18 protein-coding genes are annotated in these 17,204 nt (G+C 71.0%); 8 read left to right on the top strand and 10 right to left on the bottom strand.

What is annotated here, in order from left to right:
- Nucleotides 1-88 precede the first annotated feature (88 nt).
- Both ACQP1V_RS05950 and ACQP1V_RS05955 read left to right on the top strand, forming a co-directional pair.
- Nucleotides 89-586: an FABP family protein gene (locus ACQP1V_RS05950; protein WP_067143079.1), complete on the top strand. Its 498-nt coding sequence runs from the start codon at nt 89-91 to the stop codon at nt 584-586.
- 157 nt (nt 587-743) lie between these two features.
- A complete protein-coding gene (locus ACQP1V_RS05955; protein ID WP_433419635.1) occupies nt 744-1,739 on the top strand; it encodes an NAD(P)-dependent oxidoreductase in 996 nt (331 codons plus the stop codon).
- 443 nt (nt 1,740-2,182) lie between these two features.
- Here ACQP1V_RS05955 and ACQP1V_RS05960 read toward each other — a convergent pair whose 3' ends face one another.
- Nucleotides 2,183-5,134, bottom strand: a complete 2,952-nt coding sequence (locus ACQP1V_RS05960) for a S8 family serine peptidase (protein WP_433419638.1) — start codon at nt 5,132-5,134, stop codon at nt 2,183-2,185.
- 311 nt (nt 5,135-5,445) lie between these two features.
- On the opposite strand from ACQP1V_RS05960, the gene ACQP1V_RS05965 reads away from it, so the two are divergent.
- Both ACQP1V_RS05965 and ACQP1V_RS05970 read left to right on the top strand, forming a co-directional pair.
- Complete coding sequence (locus tag ACQP1V_RS05965) at nt 5,446-5,856, top strand: Fur family transcriptional regulator (protein WP_066933898.1); 411 nt, start codon at nt 5,446-5,448, stop codon at nt 5,854-5,856.
- 53 nt (nt 5,857-5,909) lie between these two features.
- Nucleotides 5,910-6,950, top strand: a complete 1,041-nt coding sequence (locus tag ACQP1V_RS05970; protein ID WP_433419641.1) for a YgfZ/GcvT domain-containing protein — start codon at nt 5,910-5,912, stop codon at nt 6,948-6,950.
- Nucleotides 6,951-6,991: 41 nt separating this feature from the next.
- Here the strand turns inward: ACQP1V_RS05970 and ACQP1V_RS05975 are convergent, their stop codons facing one another.
- Both ACQP1V_RS05975 and dtd read right to left on the bottom strand, forming a co-directional pair.
- The gene (locus ACQP1V_RS05975) at nt 6,992-7,804 is read right to left on the bottom strand and encodes a hypothetical protein (RefSeq protein WP_433419643.1); all 813 of its coding nucleotides are present in this window, start codon (nt 7,802-7,804) and stop codon (nt 6,992-6,994) included.
- 70 nt (nt 7,805-7,874) lie between these two features.
- A complete protein-coding gene (gene dtd / locus ACQP1V_RS05980; RefSeq protein WP_387407928.1) occupies nt 7,875-8,300 on the bottom strand; it encodes a D-aminoacyl-tRNA deacylase in 426 nt (141 codons plus the stop codon).
- 108 nt (nt 8,301-8,408) lie between these two features.
- Between dtd and ACQP1V_RS05985 the strand changes: the two genes are divergently transcribed.
- The gene (locus ACQP1V_RS05985) at nt 8,409-9,350 is read left to right on the top strand and encodes an asparaginase (protein WP_433419646.1); all 942 of its coding nucleotides are present in this window, start codon (nt 8,409-8,411) and stop codon (nt 9,348-9,350) included.
- Nucleotides 9,351-9,378: 28 nt separating this feature from the next.
- Here the strand turns inward: ACQP1V_RS05985 and ACQP1V_RS05990 are convergent, their stop codons facing one another.
- Nucleotides 9,379-11,001, bottom strand: a complete 1,623-nt coding sequence (locus ACQP1V_RS05990) for a DUF2207 domain-containing protein (RefSeq protein WP_433419649.1) — start codon at nt 10,999-11,001, stop codon at nt 9,379-9,381.
- 60 nt (nt 11,002-11,061) lie between these two features.
- Here ACQP1V_RS05990 and ACQP1V_RS05995 point away from each other — a divergent pair, with 60 nt between their 5' ends.
- Complete coding sequence (locus ACQP1V_RS05995) at nt 11,062-12,033, top strand: magnesium transporter CorA family protein (protein WP_433419652.1); 972 nt, start codon at nt 11,062-11,064, stop codon at nt 12,031-12,033.
- Nucleotides 12,034-12,303: 270 nt separating this feature from the next.
- Nucleotides 12,304-13,038, top strand: a complete 735-nt coding sequence (locus ACQP1V_RS06000; protein ID WP_433419655.1) for an SGNH/GDSL hydrolase family protein — start codon at nt 12,304-12,306, stop codon at nt 13,036-13,038.
- Between the two features lie 23 nt (nt 13,039-13,061).
- Here ACQP1V_RS06000 and ACQP1V_RS06005 read toward each other — a convergent pair whose 3' ends face one another.
- From ACQP1V_RS06005 to ACQP1V_RS06025, 5 genes are all read right to left on the bottom strand, one after another.
- Nucleotides 13,062-13,403 (bottom strand): DUF2516 family protein, encoded by a 342-nt coding sequence (locus tag ACQP1V_RS06005; protein ID WP_387407938.1) that lies wholly within the window; start codon nt 13,401-13,403, stop codon nt 13,062-13,064.
- A 142-nt stretch (nt 13,404-13,545) separates the two neighbouring features.
- A complete protein-coding gene (locus tag ACQP1V_RS06010) occupies nt 13,546-13,971 on the bottom strand; it encodes a hypothetical protein (protein WP_433419657.1) in 426 nt (141 codons plus the stop codon).
- 3 nt (nt 13,972-13,974) lie between these two features.
- Nucleotides 13,975-14,415, bottom strand: a complete 441-nt coding sequence (locus ACQP1V_RS06015) for a helix-turn-helix domain-containing protein (protein ID WP_067143116.1) — start codon at nt 14,413-14,415, stop codon at nt 13,975-13,977.
- 70 nt (nt 14,416-14,485) lie between these two features.
- Nucleotides 14,486-15,400 carry a M56 family metallopeptidase gene (locus ACQP1V_RS06020; protein ID WP_387407944.1) on the bottom strand — a complete coding sequence of 305 codons (915 nt, stop codon included), beginning with the start codon at nt 15,398-15,400 and terminating at the stop codon, nt 14,486-14,488.
- Nucleotides 15,397-15,753: a BlaI/MecI/CopY family transcriptional regulator gene (locus ACQP1V_RS06025; RefSeq protein ID WP_387407946.1), complete on the bottom strand. Its 357-nt coding sequence runs from the start codon at nt 15,751-15,753 to the stop codon at nt 15,397-15,399. Before ACQP1V_RS06025 ends, ACQP1V_RS06020 begins: the two co-directional genes overlap by 4 nt.
- Before the next feature lie 51 nt (nt 15,754-15,804).
- Between ACQP1V_RS06025 and ACQP1V_RS06030 the strand changes: the two genes are divergently transcribed.
- On the top strand, nt 15,805-16,320 hold the full coding sequence (locus tag ACQP1V_RS06030; protein ID WP_433419660.1) for an O-acetyl-ADP-ribose deacetylase: 516 nt from the start codon (nt 15,805-15,807) through the stop codon (nt 16,318-16,320).
- A 60-nt stretch (nt 16,321-16,380) separates the two neighbouring features.
- On the opposite strand, the gene ACQP1V_RS06035 is transcribed toward ACQP1V_RS06030, so the two are convergent.
- Complete coding sequence (locus ACQP1V_RS06035; protein ID WP_433419663.1) at nt 16,381-17,169, bottom strand: class I SAM-dependent methyltransferase; 789 nt, start codon at nt 17,167-17,169, stop codon at nt 16,381-16,383.
- Nucleotides 17,170-17,204: the final 35 nt, after the last annotated feature.

Genomic DNA, 17,204 nt, shown 5'->3' on the forward strand with positions numbered 1-17,204 from the left:
CCGCCGCAAAGCCGTACAAGGTGGGACATGAGGGGCGAGGGGTAGCGACCGGGTCGGACGCCTGGAACACGCCCTAAGCTCGTGTCTTATGGACGTACACCCTGACCTTGAGCCGATCGCCTTCCTGCTCGGCCGCTGGGAGGGAGCCGGCGTCGTCGGCTACCCCACGATGGAGAGCGCGAACTTCGGGCAGGAGATCGTTTTCGGGCACAACGGCAAGCCCTTCCTGACGTACACCAGCCGGACCTGGCTGCTCGACGACGAGGGCGCCAAGGTGCGGCCGCTGGCGACCGAGTCGGGCTTCTGGCGGATCCAGCCGGAGCGGCAGCTCGAAGTCTGCATCGCGCACCCGACCGGCATCGTGGAGATCTACCTGGGTGAGGTCGTCTTCCACAAGATCGAGCTGCGCACCGACCTGGTCGCCCGCACCGACACCGCGAAGGACTACGCGGCCGGCCACCGGATGTACGGGCTGGTCAACGGCAACCTGATGTACGCGTACGACATGGCGGCCATGGGGCACCCGCTGCAGTCGCACACGTCGGCCGAGCTGAAGAAGGTCGCCGACTTCACCCCGGACGAGTAGGCCCGCGCCCTCCTCGCCGCACGGCCCGTCACGCCGCGCGGAGTCCGGCTGTCACGCCGCGCCGCTTCCGCCCGATATCTACGCACCAACCTATTTGGGCCGACATATACGGACCGATGGTGGTGCGCGGATGCCGACGGGTGGACGAGGAGATGCGATGAGGCCACGGGCGTTGGTGCTGGCGCCGATGCGGGGTCCCGCGTGGGCCCGGCTGTGTGAACTGGCCGAGGTGATCTACGAGCCGGTCTCGGTACGGCGTCCGCCGCGCGGCTATCGGGCGGCGGAGCTGGCCGCCCGGCTGGAGGAGGAGCACGCCCGCATCCTCATCACCGACGGAGACGAGGTCGGTGGGCCGGTGCTCGACCTGCCCCTGATCGCGGTCGCCTGCACGCGCGCGGAGCCGGTCAACGTGGACGTCGCGGCGGCCACGGCCCGGGGGATCCCCGTGCTGTGCGCCCCCGGACGCGACGCCGACGGCATCGCCGAGCTCACCCTCGCGCTGCTGTTGGCGGTGAACCGCCGGCTGCTGGTGGCCGACCGTGACCTCCGGGCGGGCCATACGCGTGATGAGCGCGAGCGGCACCGGTCCTGGGAGCTGGCCGGCCGGACCTTCGGCATCGTCGGAGGCGGCCCGTCGGCGCGGGCGGTCACCTGGCGCATGAAGGGGCTCGGGATGCGGGTGATCGCCCACGGTCCCGAGGCGTCCCGGGCCCGGCCCGGCATCGACCGGCTGATCGCCGAGGCCGACGTGGTCTCTGTCCATGGCGCTCCCGTCCGCGACGGCGGCGCGATCGGCACCCGAGGCGCGTTCGGCATCCCCGGAACGGGCGCCGTGATCGGCGCGGCCGAGTTCGCCGCCATGAAGCCGGGAGCGATCTTCATCAACACCGCCCGCCCCGAGTTCCACGACGCCGAGGCGCTGGTCGGCGCGCTGAAGACCGGGCATCTCGGCGGCGCGGCGCTCGACCACGTCCCCCCGGATCCGCACCACCCTCTGCTGGGCATGGACAACGTCGTGCTGACCCCGGGCATCGGCGACGGGACGTATGACACCGAGGTGAACCACAGCCGGATGATCTGCGGGGACATCGTGCGCCTGCTCGGCGGAGAGCCGCCGCTGCACTGCGCCAACCCGGAGGCTCTGGGCGTCTGACCCCGATCCCCGCCCTTGGAGAAAAGAAAGAACCCCGGGCGCGCTCCGCCTCTGGGTGAGGCGGGCCGGCTGGACCAAGGCGGGGAGCGGGTCCCACACCGCCGGCTGCCCGGGGTTCCGGTGTCTGTCGAGGATTCGCCGGACGTCGTGCGACATCCAGACGGAGGTCCGAATGGACGGCGTCCTAGCGGACAGCCACCTCGCTAGTCCAACTATGAATCACCATTGTTTGGACCACCTCCTTTCTGCGTGCCTCGTACGTTATGCGACGCTCGGAGGGGGTGGCAACCGATTATTCGGCGATCTTTTCCGAGGCCCTGACCAGGCCTGATGGGAGAAAAGGGGAACACCGCGCCGCCGATCACGATGCGAAACGGCGCGGGGCCGGACGAAGTCGTCCGGCCCCGCGCTTTCGTTTCTCCGGGTCAAATCGGATCAGGCCGTCAGTTGACGCTGATCACGGTTCCGGCCCCGTTGGGGTACTCGATGTAACCGGTGTGCGGCCGCCCGTCGGGGAGCCCCGACCAGCTGGCGGTCAGCGTCTCGGCGACCCCCGGGGTGCCCTTGAGCTGGCGCGGCGACACGGTCAGACCGCCCACGCCCGGGGTGTCGGTCACCACGTTGGCCTGCGCGTGGAACGGAGTCGACGTGGTGCCCGGCGCGGTCGCCCAGCTGACGAGCACGAAGGTGTACGTGCCGGCCTTCGGCCGCTGGAGGACCAGCCGGAAGTCGTCGCCGTCACGATCCACCCAGCCCGCGAGCTCCCGGCCCTGGTAGATGACCAGTCCGCCGAAGCCCAGCTCCAGGTCGTTGTCGGGGCGGGCCCGGAACTCCACGGCCTTGGTCCCCTCAGGGACGTCGATCGCGTACTGCTTGCCGTTGACTTCCTCGGGGCCGGTCGAGCCGACGATCTCCGGGCCGGAGACCAGCCCGTAGGACGTGATGCCGGTCTTCTTCATGACGGGGGTCACCTCGAAGGACACCGACCCGTCCGCGCCCTTGCCCCGCACGTCGGCGGGAGCGAGCACGCCCTGCGCGGTCACCGCGATGGCGCTGCGAACGGTACGGCCCTCGCCGGTCCAGGTCAGCGAGCCGACGATGTCGGTCGCGGTCTCGTCCCTCAGCTCCATGGTGACGGTGAACGACTTGGTCTCCCCCGCCCGGTCGAAGCGGAGCATGGACGGGCTCACCTTGGCCTTGACGCCGGGCAGGTCGATGTCGGCCTTGTACTTGCCGGGCGTGACGGCCGTCAGCGTACGGGTGACGGTACGGGTGCCGGCCAGCGAACCGACGGCGATCGACGGGTAGTTCAGGTCGCTGGTGGCGATCGGCGCCACCCCGCTGCCCGTCCTGAGGCCCAGACCCTCCAGGTAGCCGAGCCAGTCCTGCTCCGCGGAGTCGTAGACCAGGCCGGGCTCGAGCATCCGGGTCGGGTCGACGTTGCCCGCGCCCTGCGCGTGGACGTCGGTGCTGTCGGTGCCGTCTGCGTTCTTGGTCGGCACGGTCGTCGTCATCATCGCGGACTTGATCGCCATCGGCGACAGGTCAGGGTGCTTGCCCAGGTAGAGCGCGGCCAGACCCGCGATGTGCGGGGCAGCCATCGAGGTGCCGTCATAGAAGCCGAAGGTGTTGCCGTTGTTCGCCGGCGGGGCCACGGCCGCCAGGACCGAGACACCGGGGGCGGCGATGTCGGGCTTGAGCAGGTCGCCGTGGTTGGTCAGCGACGGGCCGCGCGAGGAGAACCCCGCCACCTGCGGGTAGACGGCCCCGTCGGCGCTCGCGGGCCGCAGGGTCGCGGTCGCCCCGTCGGTCGCCGCGTACGCCAGCACGGCCGGCACGCCGGAGCCGCCGATGTGCACGGTCGGCACGGGGTGCGAGTCGGCGACGGTGTCCTCGTCGGCCATGTTGACCATGATCATCCCGACACCGCCGGCCCGCTTCACCTCACCGGACTTCTCCAGGCGGGGGACGACGCCACGCTCGCAGACGACGATCTTCCCGGCGACCTTGGCCGGGTCGAGGCTGTCCTTGGCGCAGAGCTGCGCGTCCGAGTCCGTGGCGGAGCCGTTCTTCACCAGCAGGCCCGTGGCCAGCGGCTTGGGCCCGAGCGGGTCGCTGACCGTGGTGCTCGAACCGCGGTACTTGGTGCCGTCGCCCAGCTCGACCTCGCCCAGGTACGGCGCAGTCGTGCTCGCGGCCACGGTGGTCGTCCACGGCATGGTGTTGTCCAGCGTCGAGGCGCCCGGCCCGCTGTTGCCTCCGGCGGTGGAGACGAAGATGCCGCTCGCCGCGGCCGCGCGGAAGGCGAGCCCGACCGAGTCCCACACCGAGGACTCCGAATCGCTGCCCACCGAGTAGTTGATCACATCGACGCCGTCGGCGACGGCCTGGTCGATGGCGGCCAGGATGTCGGACTGCAGGCCGCCGGACTGCTGGCCGTCGGCGCTCTCCCACAGCGCCTTGTAGACGGCGATCGCCGCGCCGGGCGCGACACCGGAGACCCGGCCGAAGTCGGTGCCGTTCACGCTCGCCGGCACGTCCGCGTTGCCCGCGGCGGTGGAGGCGGTGTGCGAGCCGTGCCCTCCCCCGTCACGCGGAGAGACGTAGTCGGCGCGATTGGCCGGCGGAACCCTCCTCAGCCAGGCGTCGCCGAAGTAGCGGGCGCTGATCACCTTCTGGTTGCACAGGTCCGCGGTGAACTGCTCGCCGGTCTGGCAGACACCGGTGAAGGTGCCGCCGTCGGACTTCTTCATGACCGTGGTCGCGCCCTCCCGGTAGGGCCGGTACGGATCGGCGTCCGTGGGCGCCTCGGTGCCGAGGGCCGGGGCCGCGAACAACGGGTTCTCCGGCCAGATGCCGGTGTCGATCACGCCGACCACGATGCCCTTGCCCGCGTTCGCGGTGCCACCGAGCCGCGACCACACACCGGACTCGCCGGACAGGCCGAGGAAGTCGGTCGACTTGCGGTCGTCGAGCGCCTTGCGCAGAGTGTCGGGGACGACGGCGAGCACGTCCTGCGTGGCCTTCAGCCGGGCCACCTGGGCCAGGGTGAGCTCGGCGACGAACGCGTTGGACGCCACGGAGAGCTGCTTGGTCGGCGTGGCGCCGACGCTGCGCGAGACCCGGTCCTGCTTGCCCTTGAGGTGGTCGCGGTAGCGCTTGGCGTTCGCGCCGGCGGTGTCGACCTTCTTGCCCTTGCCGGGCTTGGTGGCGGGGATGCCGGCGACGCCGCCGTCATAGGTCGCGAGCGGCTGGTCGGTCAGGGCGACGATGTAGGTGTCGGTCTGCTCGGCGGACGGGGGTGTCTCGGCCAGTGCGGGGTTCGCCGTGAACGCCAGGGCGGCGGCCAGCAGGGCAGCGCCGTACGCACTGACGCGTTGGGTCGTGCTGTGCATAGTTCCTCTTGGGGGGAGGGGGAGGGCGTCGTCCACCGGGCGAGATCACCTGGATGGACAGCAGAAGTGAACGCTGCGGCGGATGCGCTTGTCGAGACACGACGCTGTCAGCTTTGGTCACGTGACGGATTTCGTCACCGGCGACCATGATCCGAAGCCACGCGATCACGTGACCTGAAACGGCGGGAACAGCCGGCCCGCGGCGTTCCGCGCGCCGGGGCGACGGCTTCGTCATACGCGTGAGCTGCCGGGGAGGTAATCGGCGACGGATTTGTACGAATCGCGGGCGCGGAGACTCGTACACTCTGTGCATGACCGACACTTGGCACGAGGAGTTGCGGGCACGCGGCTACCGGGTCACACCTCAGCGTCAACTGGTGCTGGAGGCGGTCTCCTCGCTTGGTCACGCGACGCCGGAGGACATCTGCTCGCGGGTGCAGGAGACGGCGCGCGGCGTCAACATCTCGACCGTCTACCGCACGCTGGAGCTCCTCGAAGAGCTCGGCATGGTCACCCACACCCATCTCGGGCACGGCGCGCCGACCTACCATCTGGCGTCCGAGGCCGACCACGTGCACCTCGTGTGCCGGGGCTGCGGCGAGGTGACCGAGGTCCGGCCCGAGATGGTCCAGGGGCTCGTCGGCACCCTGGAGGACGAGCTGGGGTTCGCGACGGACGTCCGCCACCTGACCGTCTTCGGCCGCTGCCGCGACTGCCGCTGATCTCGGGCGCTCCCGCTGCGCCGCGTCGCTGCGGGCGGCAATAGCCTTGAGCCATGCGCAGCCCTTTGCTGGACACACCCGGAGCCGTCGCCGCCGAAGGCCCTGACGCGACGGTCGCCGCTCACTACGGAGAGCCCTTCGCCGAGCAGCGGGCCCTCGCGAACGGCGAGGCCCTCGTGGACCGGAGCCACCGCGAGGTCATCCGTGTCTCCGGCCCGGACCGGCTCAGCTGGCTCAACAGCCTGAGCTCCCAGAAGCTCGACAATCTCGCGTCCGGCACGCCCACCCAGACGCTGTTCCTCGATCCGCAGGGGCGGGTCGAGCACCACCTCGTCCTGGTGGACGACGGAGCGGTCGTCTGGGCGCACGTCGAGCCCGGTACTGCCGCCGGTCTGGTCGCCTTCCTGGAGAAGATGCGTTTCATGCTCCAGGTGGAGGTCGCCGACGTCACCTCCGAATACGCCGTCGTCTCCGTCGCCGCCCCTGGCGGCGCCGTACGCGTGCCGGACGGCCTGCCCGAGGGGAGCGTCGTGATCGGCGGAGACCTGCTGATCCCCCGCGCCCGGCTGGCGACCGCGGCGGAGGACCTCGGGCTGCGCCCGGCCGGGCTGTGGGCCTACGAGGCGCTGCGCATCGAGGCGCACGAGCCGCGTCTCGGGTTCGACACCGACCACAAGACGATCCCGCACGAGGTCGGCTGGATCGGCGCGGCGGTGCACCTGACCAAGGGCTGCTACCGCGGGCAGGAGACGGTCGCCCGGGTCCACAACCTCGGCCATCCGCCGCGCCGGCTGGTCTTCCTGCACCTGGACGGCAGCATGGACACGCTGCCCCCGCACGGCGCCCCGGTGACGCTCCAGGGGCAGGGAGCGGAGGCCCAGGCGGACGGCGAGGCGCCGCAGATCGGCTTCGTCGGCTCGTCCGCCCGCCACCACGAGCTCGGGCCCGTCGCGCTGGCCGTCGTGAAGCGGACCGTCCCGGCGGACGCCGTCCTGCTCGCGGGCGGCGTGGCGGCGTCGCAGGAGGTCGTCGTCCCGCCGGACGCGGGGCGCAACGTGCAGATCGACCCCGGCCTACGCCGCCGCATCCGCTGAACTTATTTGCCGCGCCTTCGGCGCGGCAAATAAGCAGGGTGTTATTTCGTCCAGATGGCGGCGTACTTGCCGTCCTCGCTGTTCACCTGGGCGGGGTAGTAGCCCTTGGTCTTGAGCTCGTTGAACCGGCTCTGGTAGCCCGAGCTCGACATCCCGGTGTACTCGAACCAGCTGTCGACCTTGTCCTTGCGCCAGATGGTCGTGTAGGTGCCGCCGGGGTCCACCGCGACGTACGCGGGGCGGTAGCCGTTGGAGAGGCGTAGCTTGAACGCGGCGCTGTGATCCGCGGACGACAGGTCGTAGGTGACGTGCCACTTGACGCCGGAGGTGTTGGGCGTCCAGATCGCCGCGTACGTCGGGGCGCCGGCGGTGCCGTACACGTCGATCGACGTCAGCATGAGCCCCTTGGCCATGGCGTCGAGGTTCCCCGAGGTGAGCTGCTCGATGGTCATGTTGTGCCGGGCGATGAAGTTGCCGGACTTCTTCACGAAGACCGCCGCGAAGCGGGCGGCGTCGCCGCTGCCGGTGGCCGTGACGACCGTGGGCTGGTAGCCCTTCACGGAGTACTCGTCGAACCGCTGCTGGTAGCCCTGGGCGGACATGTCCTGGAACATGGCCCAGGCAGCGCCGGACGACTTGACCCACACGCCGGCGTAGCTGGGGCCGGAGGAGATGCTCAGGCTGACGGGGACGTAGCCCTTGCCGCTCAGCTCCTGGAACTTCTGCGTCTGCTGTGCGGAGGTGAGGCCGTGGTAGGCGACGGGCGCGGTGGACGCCTGGGCGTGCGCCGCGGCCGGCGTCGCCGCCACGGCGAGCGCGACGGCTGCGACGGCGAGCGTTCGGGTGGTACGCATGACCCTCCCCGGGGGTTATGGGCGTTCATGATCTTGGGCGGGGAACGACCCTAACAGAGGAAGATCCGCTTCAAACCTCGATCAGTAAAGTGATCGGCCCGTCATTTGTCAGCGACACCTTCATGTCGGCGCCGAAGACCCCGGTCTCCACCCGCGCGCCCAGCGATCTGAGCTCGGACACGACCGCCTCGACCAGCGGCTCGGCCACCGGGCCGGGCGCGGCCGCCTGCCACGTGGGCCGCCGCCCCTTGCGGGCATCGCCGTACAGTGTGAACTGGCTCACCACGAGCAGCGGGGCGTCGATGTCGGAGCAGGACTTCTCGCCGTGCAGGACGCGCAGCCCCCAGAGCTTGCCGGCCAGCCGGGCCGCCTCGGCCGGGCCGTCGGTGTGGGTGGCCCCGACCAGGACGAGCAGGCCGGGCTCGTCGATCGCTCCCACGACTTCGCCGTCCACCACTACCGATGCGGAGCTGACCCGCTGTACGACCGCACGCATGGCCCCGAATTCTGCCACGTCCGGACGGAAACGACCGGATCGGGCGGGAGGGATCCAGGCGGCCCGCAGCGGGTCGGGTGTGTCCCTGTTCATGCGTACACTCGCCGTATGTCCGAACTGATCGTCGAGGTGGTCCGCTCCGGGTTCGTGGAGTCCGTTCACAGGGCGCGGGTGCTCGCCGTGGACGCGTCCGGGGCTCCGGTCATGCGCCACGGGGAGACGGCCACCCTGGTGTCGCCGCGATCCTCGATGAAGCCGCTGCAGGCGCTCGGCATGGTGCGTTCAGGGCTCCCGCTTGAGCACGAGCTGCTCGCGCTCGCCTGCGCCAGCCACGCGGGCGAGGACTTCCACGTCGATGGGGCGCGCAAGATCCTGGCCGAGGCCGGACTGGACGAGAGCGCCCTCGGCTGCCCCGAGGCTCTGCCCCAGGACGCGGAGGCGCGGAACCGGGCGATCCGGGCGCACGTCGAGCCCGCCCGGATCTTCATGAACTGCTCGGGCAAGCATTCGGCCATGCTGGCGACCTGTGCGGTGAACGGCTGGCCGGTCGAGACGTACCTCGACCCGGCCCATCCGCTGCAGAAGGCGATCCGGGCCACCGTCGAGGAGCTCACCGGGGAACGGGTCGCCGCCACCGGTGTGGACGGGTGCGGCGCCCCGCTGTTCTTCGTCTCCATGGCCGGCGTGGTGCGGGCCTTCCGGACCTTCACGCTCGCCGGCGAGGGCACCCCCGAGCGCCGGATCGCCGACGCCATGCGCGCCCACCCCGAATGGACCAGCGGTACGGCACGGGCCGAGGCGGCGCTGATGCGGGCGCTGCCCGGCCTCATGGTCAAGGCGGGCGCCGAAGCGTTCGACGCGTTCGCGTTCACCGACGGGCGGGCCGCCGCCGTCAAGATCGAGGACGGCGGCGACCGGGCGCGGGTGCCGGTGACCGTGGCCGCGCTGCGCGCGCTCGGGCTGGACGCCCCGGAGCTCGACGAGCTGGCCACCCCGCCCCTGCTGGGCGGCGGCGGGCGGGTCGGCGAGATCCGGGTCCGCCGACCCTGATCGCTCGCCGAACCGGCTTAAAGCACGCCTAGAAGGAGCGGAACAGGCGCGCGGCCGAGATCGCGCCCGACGTCGTCATGGTGAAGGTCCGCATCGAGTCGGCGAACTTCGACAGGTCCCACTCCGCCGGGCCCTGGTACCAGTAGAGGTTGTCCGCCGGTCTGCCGTCGCCGTGGATGGAGGCCACCACGCGGGCCCAGCGGTCCACGCTGTCGAAGACCACCGCGTACGGCAGATAGCGGGAGAACAGCTCGATCCGCTGCGCCGGGGGGATGTCGCCGATCTCCCCGGACATGAGGTGCTCGCGGAAGCCGAGCGTCTGGGCGAGCACCGTCGCGCCCTTGGAGGTCTTCGCGGGCATGTACTGGCCGCCCACCGCGAGCGCGGCGCCCGCGATGATCAGTGCCAGGCCGAGCAGCGCGTACGTCGTGAACCAGGCGAGCGCCACAGTCACCACGACGCCCAGGACGGCCGCGATCACGCCGACGGTCGTCCAGCGGGTACGGACCGAGTCGGGGCGCCGGGCGAACCAGCCCTGGGTCACCATGTCCCGGTAGAGCCCGTCACGGACCTTGCTGAGCCCGGCGGTGAACGACCCCTGCAGCTGCGACAGCAGTACGGCGTCCCGCCCCTCGAAGACGGCGTCGTAGAGCGCGCGTTCGTACGGGAGCAGTGAGGCGATCGGCGCGGACGGCATCCTGACCAGAAGCCAGTCCGGCGCGTCGTACGCCTGCCGGGGCTGCTCGTCGATCCGGAGGTAGCCGCGTACGGCGAGGTCCACGATGGTCGCGGTCACGTCGATCACGTCGGCCTGCTCGTCGATCAGCGTGCCGATCTGCCCGGGCCGTACGTCGTTCGGGGGCGCGAACTGGCCGTTCTGGTGGCCGACGACCATGCCGGACCGGGCGCCGACCACCCGGGCGTCCCGGCCGCGGGTCCAGTAGAGCAGGCCGATGCCGCCGCAGAGCACGAGCAGCAGCAGCGCCAGCGCACCCCCGGTCACCATGTTCAGCGTGAACGCGTTGGCGAGCTCGAAGCGGCGCTCCAGGATGGGCCCGGCGCCGGTCGCCCCCTTGGGGTAGCCGACGACGATCGTCAGCATCTCGCCGTCCCGGAGCCCCTGCTGCTCGAACATGGAGGTCGCCCCGGTCTCGTCGATCGAGGCGCCGGTGCAGCCGATCGCCGAGGCGGGCTCCCCGGCGAAGCAGGAGATGTTCTCGGCCCGCCCGGGGCCGCTCACCGTCACCGTCGCGTGCTCGGCCGGCCCCGCCACCGCGTACCAGCGCAGCTCCTCGCCGCCGCTGAGGGGCGTGACCGCGCCCCGCACGTCGTACTCGACGGTGCCGCTGCCGCTGATGGTCATGGTCGTGCCGTCGAAGGTGGCCCCGCGGACGTTCTCTACGCGGTAAACGCGGTCGTTGCCGTTGTCGTAACGCGTCCGGGTGAGCAGCGTGCGGCGCAGCGGGCCGCCGGACAGTTTGATCTTCTCCGCGACATGGAGTACGCCGTCCTTGCGCAGCTCCATGGTCACGTCGTCCTGCGTCGCCGTCACCCGGTCCGCGTGTGCCGGGCCGCCGACGGCGCCGGCGGTGAGGAGCGTGAGCGCTGTCAGCAGGATGGACAGGCCGAGCCGGCGAACGAGAATTGCCATGAGCCAGCACCCTATCGGTCCACGTTTGTCTCGTTGTCGCTGTCGCTAGTCTGTGACGTCATGGCTCGTACGCGCGTATATAGGGACGGGGTGCTGGCGGCCGAGGGCTTCCCGGTCGAGGAGGTCTCCGACCACCTGCGCGACCCCTCGGCGGTCGTCTGGCTCGACATGTGCGCGCCGTCCGAGAAAGACCTGGCCGAGATCAGCGTCGAACTGGGCCTGCACGAGCTGGCCGTCGAGGGCGCGCTCGGGCACCGGCAGCGGCCCAAGCTCGACGTCTACGACAGCCACATGTTCCTCACCGTCTACGCCGGGGCCTTCGACCAGGAGACGGGACGCCTCGACGTGGCCGAGGCGGCGGCCTTCGTCACCGGGAACGTCCTCGTCACCGTGCGCAAGTCGGAGGACTTCGCGATCGACGAGGTGGTCCGGCGCTGGGACTCCTCGGTCCGCCTGGCCCGGTACGGCGTGGCCTTCCTGCTCCACGGGCTGCTCGACTACGTGGTGGACAGCCACTTCGAGGCGGTCGAGGCCATGGACGAGCAGGTCGAGGCGCTGGAGGAGACGCTGTTCGACGAGCGCCCGATCGGCCCGGCCGAGCAGCGCCGCACCTTCGAGATGCGCAAGGGCCTCGCGGTGCTGCGCCGGATCGCCATGCCGATGCGCGAAGTCGTGAACACGCTGCTGCGGCGCGACGGCGACTTCGTCGACGGGGCGATCACGCCCTACTACCAGGACGTGTACGACCACGTGCTGCGGGTCACCGAGTGGGTGGACTCGCTGCGCGACCTCATCGCGAACATCCGCGAGGCGCATCTGACCATGCAGGGCAACCGGCTCAACCTGATCATGAAGCGGGTGACCGGCTGGGCCGCCATCATCGCCGTCCCCACCATGATCACCGGCTTCTACGGTCAGAACCTTCCGTTCCCCGGGTTCGAGCGGCCGTGGGGGTTCTGGGTGTCCACGTTCCTCATCGTGCTGGTGTCGGCGCTGCTGTACCGGGCGTTCCGCCGGCGCGACTGGATCTGACGCGCCCCGAAAAGGGACGACCGAAACAACCGGTACGTCTCGACCGAAATGCCCATGCGTTTTCGGTGTATTACCGGAGGAACCCTCCCGATTCACTACGTCGCGCGCGTGGGGCCTGCGACGGAGTCCCGCGATCCCCGGAGTCGGCCCCACCTCGCTGGATAAACTGCGGACCCGGCCGCCGCGCCGCCCCGGCACGGGCATGTGCCGTACTCGCGGGACCGGGGGTTCCAGCCGCGGCAGGACGTCACGAGACCCACCCGAGGTGCCATGCGCGAGCACAGGAAAGCCCGGCGTTCCCTGACGGCCTGCGCCGCCGCCCTGCTGGCCGCCGGCCCCCTGCTCACAGGATGCGCCGAAGCGGTGAGCCAGGCCGCGCAGAGGGCTTCCGCGCCGGAGGAAAGGCCGCTGGTGGTGATGTTCCTCGGCGACAGCTTCACGGTCGGCTCGGGACCGGTCGCCGAGTGGGACACCTACGCGGCCGACACGGCGAAGACCCTGGGCTGGCAGCTCGTCACGGCCGGCGGCTCGGGCACCGGCTACGTCGCGACGGGACGGGTGGGCCGCACGTTCGAGCGGTCCTTCGACCGGCAGCTCTCCTGGCGGCCGGCGCCGGACCTGGTCGTGGTCTCCGGAGGGCACAACGACCGGCGGGCGCGGCCCTCGACGGTCCGCGCGGCGGTGCTCCGCCTGGTGACGCGGGTCAGGGAGCGGTGGCCGGTGACGAGGATCGTGCTGGTCGGGCCCATCTGGATCGACACCGCGCCCCAGTCGGGGTACCGGACCAGGGACGCCGTCGCGAGCGCGGCCTGGCTGGCCGGGGTGCCCTTCCTCGACCCGCTCACTCAGCGGTGGATCGTGGACGACCGGGCCAGGGTGCTGCTGCCCGACGGCGTCCACCCCACCCTGTACGGCCATCTGAGGCTGGCGCACTGGCTGGCGGAGACCCTGCGGGCGCGTGGCCTCGCCGGTGACGAGGCGGCTCCCGCAGCCCTCCCCGGCTGAGCGGACGGATCGGCGCGGTCAGATCACCAGGGGCCGTACGGGCCCTGGTTGCCGCCGCCGCGGTACTGGCTGACCGCGGGCTTCACATCGGCCAGATAGACGCCGGACGCGATGACGGCGAGGATGGTGAGCAGACCCGGCATCCCCATCCCCATGCCCATGTAGTTGACCGCGGGCGCGAAGGTGAACAGCGTCGCCAGCCCCAGGATGACCAGCCACAGCTGCTTGGTCAGCTTGCCCGCCGCGGCGAACGCGCGCGCCGGCATCCGGACCGCGTGGATCAGCGCCCAGAGCGACAGGATGAAGGCCCCGACGGAAAGCAGCCAGAAGATGAGGGTGAGGAAGTTGTTGACGGGGCCGAACATGGACTCTCCCAAGCGGTCACGGTCTCTGTCGCCTCCAGACTAGTGCGGCGCGGGGCCGCCCGGTCTCGCCGTCCCGGTGCGGATGCCGCACACGGCGCGGGCCCGCACCGGACGAACCGGTGCGGGCCCGCATGGCGGCGTGTCAGGCCTTGGACGTGGTGCGCGCACGGCCCGGCTTGCGCCCGGCCGCCTGCTCCGCCGTCTTGGAGACTTCCTCCAGCTCCAGCGCGGCCTCGCCGCTCACCTTGCTGATGATCCGGCGGCCGCGCCCGGCCAGCTCGTTGTACAGCTCGTTGAACCGGGTGGTGGCGGTGTCGGCGTACTCGCGGGCCTTGTTCGGGAAGTCCTTGGCGACGGCCTCGGCCTTGCCCTGAACGGTCGTGGCGTACTCGCGGGCGCGGACCGGGATGTCCTTCGCGGTCTCGCGCAGCTCGCCGCGGCGGGCCTGCAGCTTCTGGATCTGCTCGGGCAGCTCACGCAGCTTCTCGACGGCGTAGTCGCCGGCGCCCGCGACCGCGTAGAACGGCTTGGACTCGGCGATCTTCTTGACCTCGGCGGTAAGGGTCATCGGTTAACCTTCCTTGGAATCCGGTGTGGCGGTGTTCTCCGTTAGAACCGCGTCACCAGTCGGGGGCTCAGCCGGTCGCGACGGCTGGGCCTCCGGATTTCCGGCGCGGTTCTCCTTGCGGAACGACTCGTAAATGTCGATCAACACCTGGCGCTGCCGCTCGGTGACGGTGACATCGGCCCGGATCGCGGCCAGCACGTCGCTGTCCGGCTCGCGGTCCTCGATCAGGCCGGCCTGCACGTACAGCACCTTCGCGGAGATATGCAGACCCTTGGCGATCTGGTTGAGGATCTCCGCGCTCGGCTTGCGCAGCCCGCGCTCGACCTGGCTCAGATAGGGATTCGAGACCCCCGCCTGCGCGGCGAGCTGGCGCAAAGAGATCTTCGCCTGCTGCCGCTGCTGGCGGATGTACTCGCCGATCGAGCCGACCTTGGGTAGTTCCATACCCCCAAGTCTGCCCTCATAGTGCTTGCAATTGCAAACTCGGCGGCAAACGCCAGCAAGCGCCAGGGGCTCAGGCGGGGAGCAGCCAGAGCAGCGGAGCCGAGACGGCCAGGGCCGCGGACGCGGCCAGGATGCCGTACCTGACGTGCGCCGGAAGGTCGATGTCGGGCTTGATGAGCCGGTTGACGCGGGCCATCACGTTCTGGCCCGACGTGGCGCCCAGCGCGCCGTGCGGCGTCGGGACGGCGGTGGCGGCGCCGAACCGCAGCAGGGCGGTGGCGAGCCGCTTCGGCGAGCAGAAGCGGCGGGCGCGGTCGTCCGCGGCCATCTCGATCAGCAGTGCCACGGCCGCCTGCGCGTCCCGCACCACGGCCGACCAGGGCAGCGCCCGGAGCAGCGCGCCGAACGGCAGCAGCACCAGATCGTGCCGCTCGCGCGCGTGCGCGATCTCGTGCGCGAGCATCGCGTCCAGTTCATCCTGCGAGAGCAGGTCGAGCGTGCCCGCGCTGATCACGACCTCGGACTTCAGCCCCGGCAGGCAGTACGCCGCCGCGCCCGGGTGGTCGACCACGCGGACGCCGGGGACGGCGGGCTCGTCCCGCGCGATCAGCTTGAGCAGCATGCGGTGGCGGCGCCGGGCACGCAGCGTCTGGGCGCCGGCCGCGACGAGCACGACCACGAGCACCGTGAGGAGGGTGAAGCCGCTGAGCAGCGCGCACAGCCTGATCACGTCGTGCGGCTCGCGCACGTCGAACTCGGCGCTGGTCAGCAGAATGGAGAGCCCGTGCACGACCCCGGCGCCGTAAGGGGCCAGCGCGTACGCGAAGAGAGCCCCGGTGGTGGCGAGCCCCCACGTGACGCCGAGGGACTGCCACAGGAGGATGGCCGTGCGAGGGGCACGCCAGGGCCAGCGCGCGGAGGTCAGACGCCAGGCGCCGACCGCGCATGCCAGGGCGAGGACCGCCAGGACAGCCGCCGCGATCACTGCTCCTCCAGCTCCAGGAGGGCTCTTCGCAGGATCTCGGCCTCGGACCCGGAGACGGCCTGGGCGAAGCGCGTCAGCGCCGCGCTGCGGTCTCCCGTCAGGTCCAGGGCTTCGAGCATGAGCTCGGTGACGTAGGCGTCGCGGCTCTCGGCGGGCTCGTAGCGCCAGGCGCGCCCGTCCCGGGTGCGGTTGAGGAACCCCTTGCGGGAAAGACGGTCCAGTACGGTCATCACGGTTGTGGGCGCGAGATCGCGGTCCTGGATCAGGCGGCCGACCTCGCGTGCTGTCAGGGGAGCGCTCTGCGCCCAGAGGATGTCCATGATGCTACGTTCAAGATCGCCAAGTCCTTTCACGCCAACAAGCCTACTCGGGGTAGTACTACGTGCCGTAGAGGGGCGCATGTCATGAAGCTCACACTGGTGCAGGGCGACATCACCGAGCAGCCGGTGGACGCCATCGTGAACGCGGCCAACTCCTCGCTGCTGGGTGGCGGTGGGGTGGACGGCGCGATCCACCGCAAGGGCGGCCCCGAGATTCTGGCGGAGTGCCGGGCGCTGCGCGCCTCGCGGTACGGCGGCGGCCTCCCGGTGGGCGAGGCCGTCGCGACCACGGCGGGACTGCTGCCCGCCCGATGGGTGATCCACACTGTGGGCCCGGTGTTCTCGCGAAGCGAGGACCGGTCTCATCTGCTGGCCTCCTGCTACCGCGAGTCGCTCAAGGTCGCCGACGCGCTCGGCGCGGCGACGATCGCGTTCCCCGCCGTCTCGACCGGTGTCTACCGCTGGCCGATGGACGACGCCGCCCGGATCTCCGTCACCACCGTGCTGCGATCTGAGTCGAACGTCCGCGAGGCGCGTTTTGTACTGTTCGACTTCGCAGCATATGAGATCTTCGACCGGGCGCTGCGAGAATTCGGGTGATTCGACGGCATCCTGCCCACCTGTTTGCCGTGCCATACGAAAAGCTTGGCGTCGAGCCGCTCAGGCGACGGCGTACCAGGGCATCGTCAGCTCGCCGAGACGCCAGCGGGACGGCCCGCCGAGCGGAGGCGCGACGGTCACCGGCCAGTCCCGCGCCAGCAGCTCCGCCGTCCTGATCCAGCGCTGGCGGGCGCCGTACGGCGCGAAGGGCGCGCAGCTCGCCCACGCGCGGTCCCAGTCGCGCAGGAAGTCGTGGACCGGCTCGCCGGGGACGTTCCGGTGGATCAGCGTCTTGGGCAGCCGCTCGGCCAGATCCGAAGGGCGCTCGAACCCGGCGAACCGCGTGGCGAACGTCAGCGTGCGCGGCCCCTCGGCCCCGAGCGCCGCCCACACCGCGCGGTGGCCGACCTCCGAGCAGGTGCCCTCGACGATCACGCCGTCCGGGGCGATCCGCGAGCGCAGCAGGTCCCAGTACGCCCAGGCGTCGGCCTCGGCGTACTGCCTGAGCACGTTGAAGGCACGCACGAGAAGCGGGGGACGCGGCACCGGCAGCTCGAAGCCGCCCCTGACGAAGGCGAGCCCCTCCCTTTCGTACGGCAGGGCCGCCGCCACCCGCGCCGGATCGATCTCGACGCCCACGACCTCGACCCGCGGGCACACCGCGCGCAGCCGCAGGAACAGCTCCAGGGTGGTGGCGTGCGAGGCGCCGTAGCCGAGGTCGACGGCGAGCGGCGCCCCGGCGGCCCCGCGCAGCAGCGGAGCGTGGACGGCGGCGATCCACCGGTCGGATCGGCGCAACCGGTTGTGCCCGGTTGTGCCACGGGTGATCTCGCCGACGGGTTTGCGCACACCAGACCGTACATCGGGCCGCGCGCCCGTCCGCG

The organism is Microtetraspora malaysiensis (genome assembly GCF_050947145.1).
Classification (GTDB): Bacteria; Actinomycetota; Actinomycetes; order Streptosporangiales; family Streptosporangiaceae; genus Microtetraspora_A; species Microtetraspora_A malaysiensis.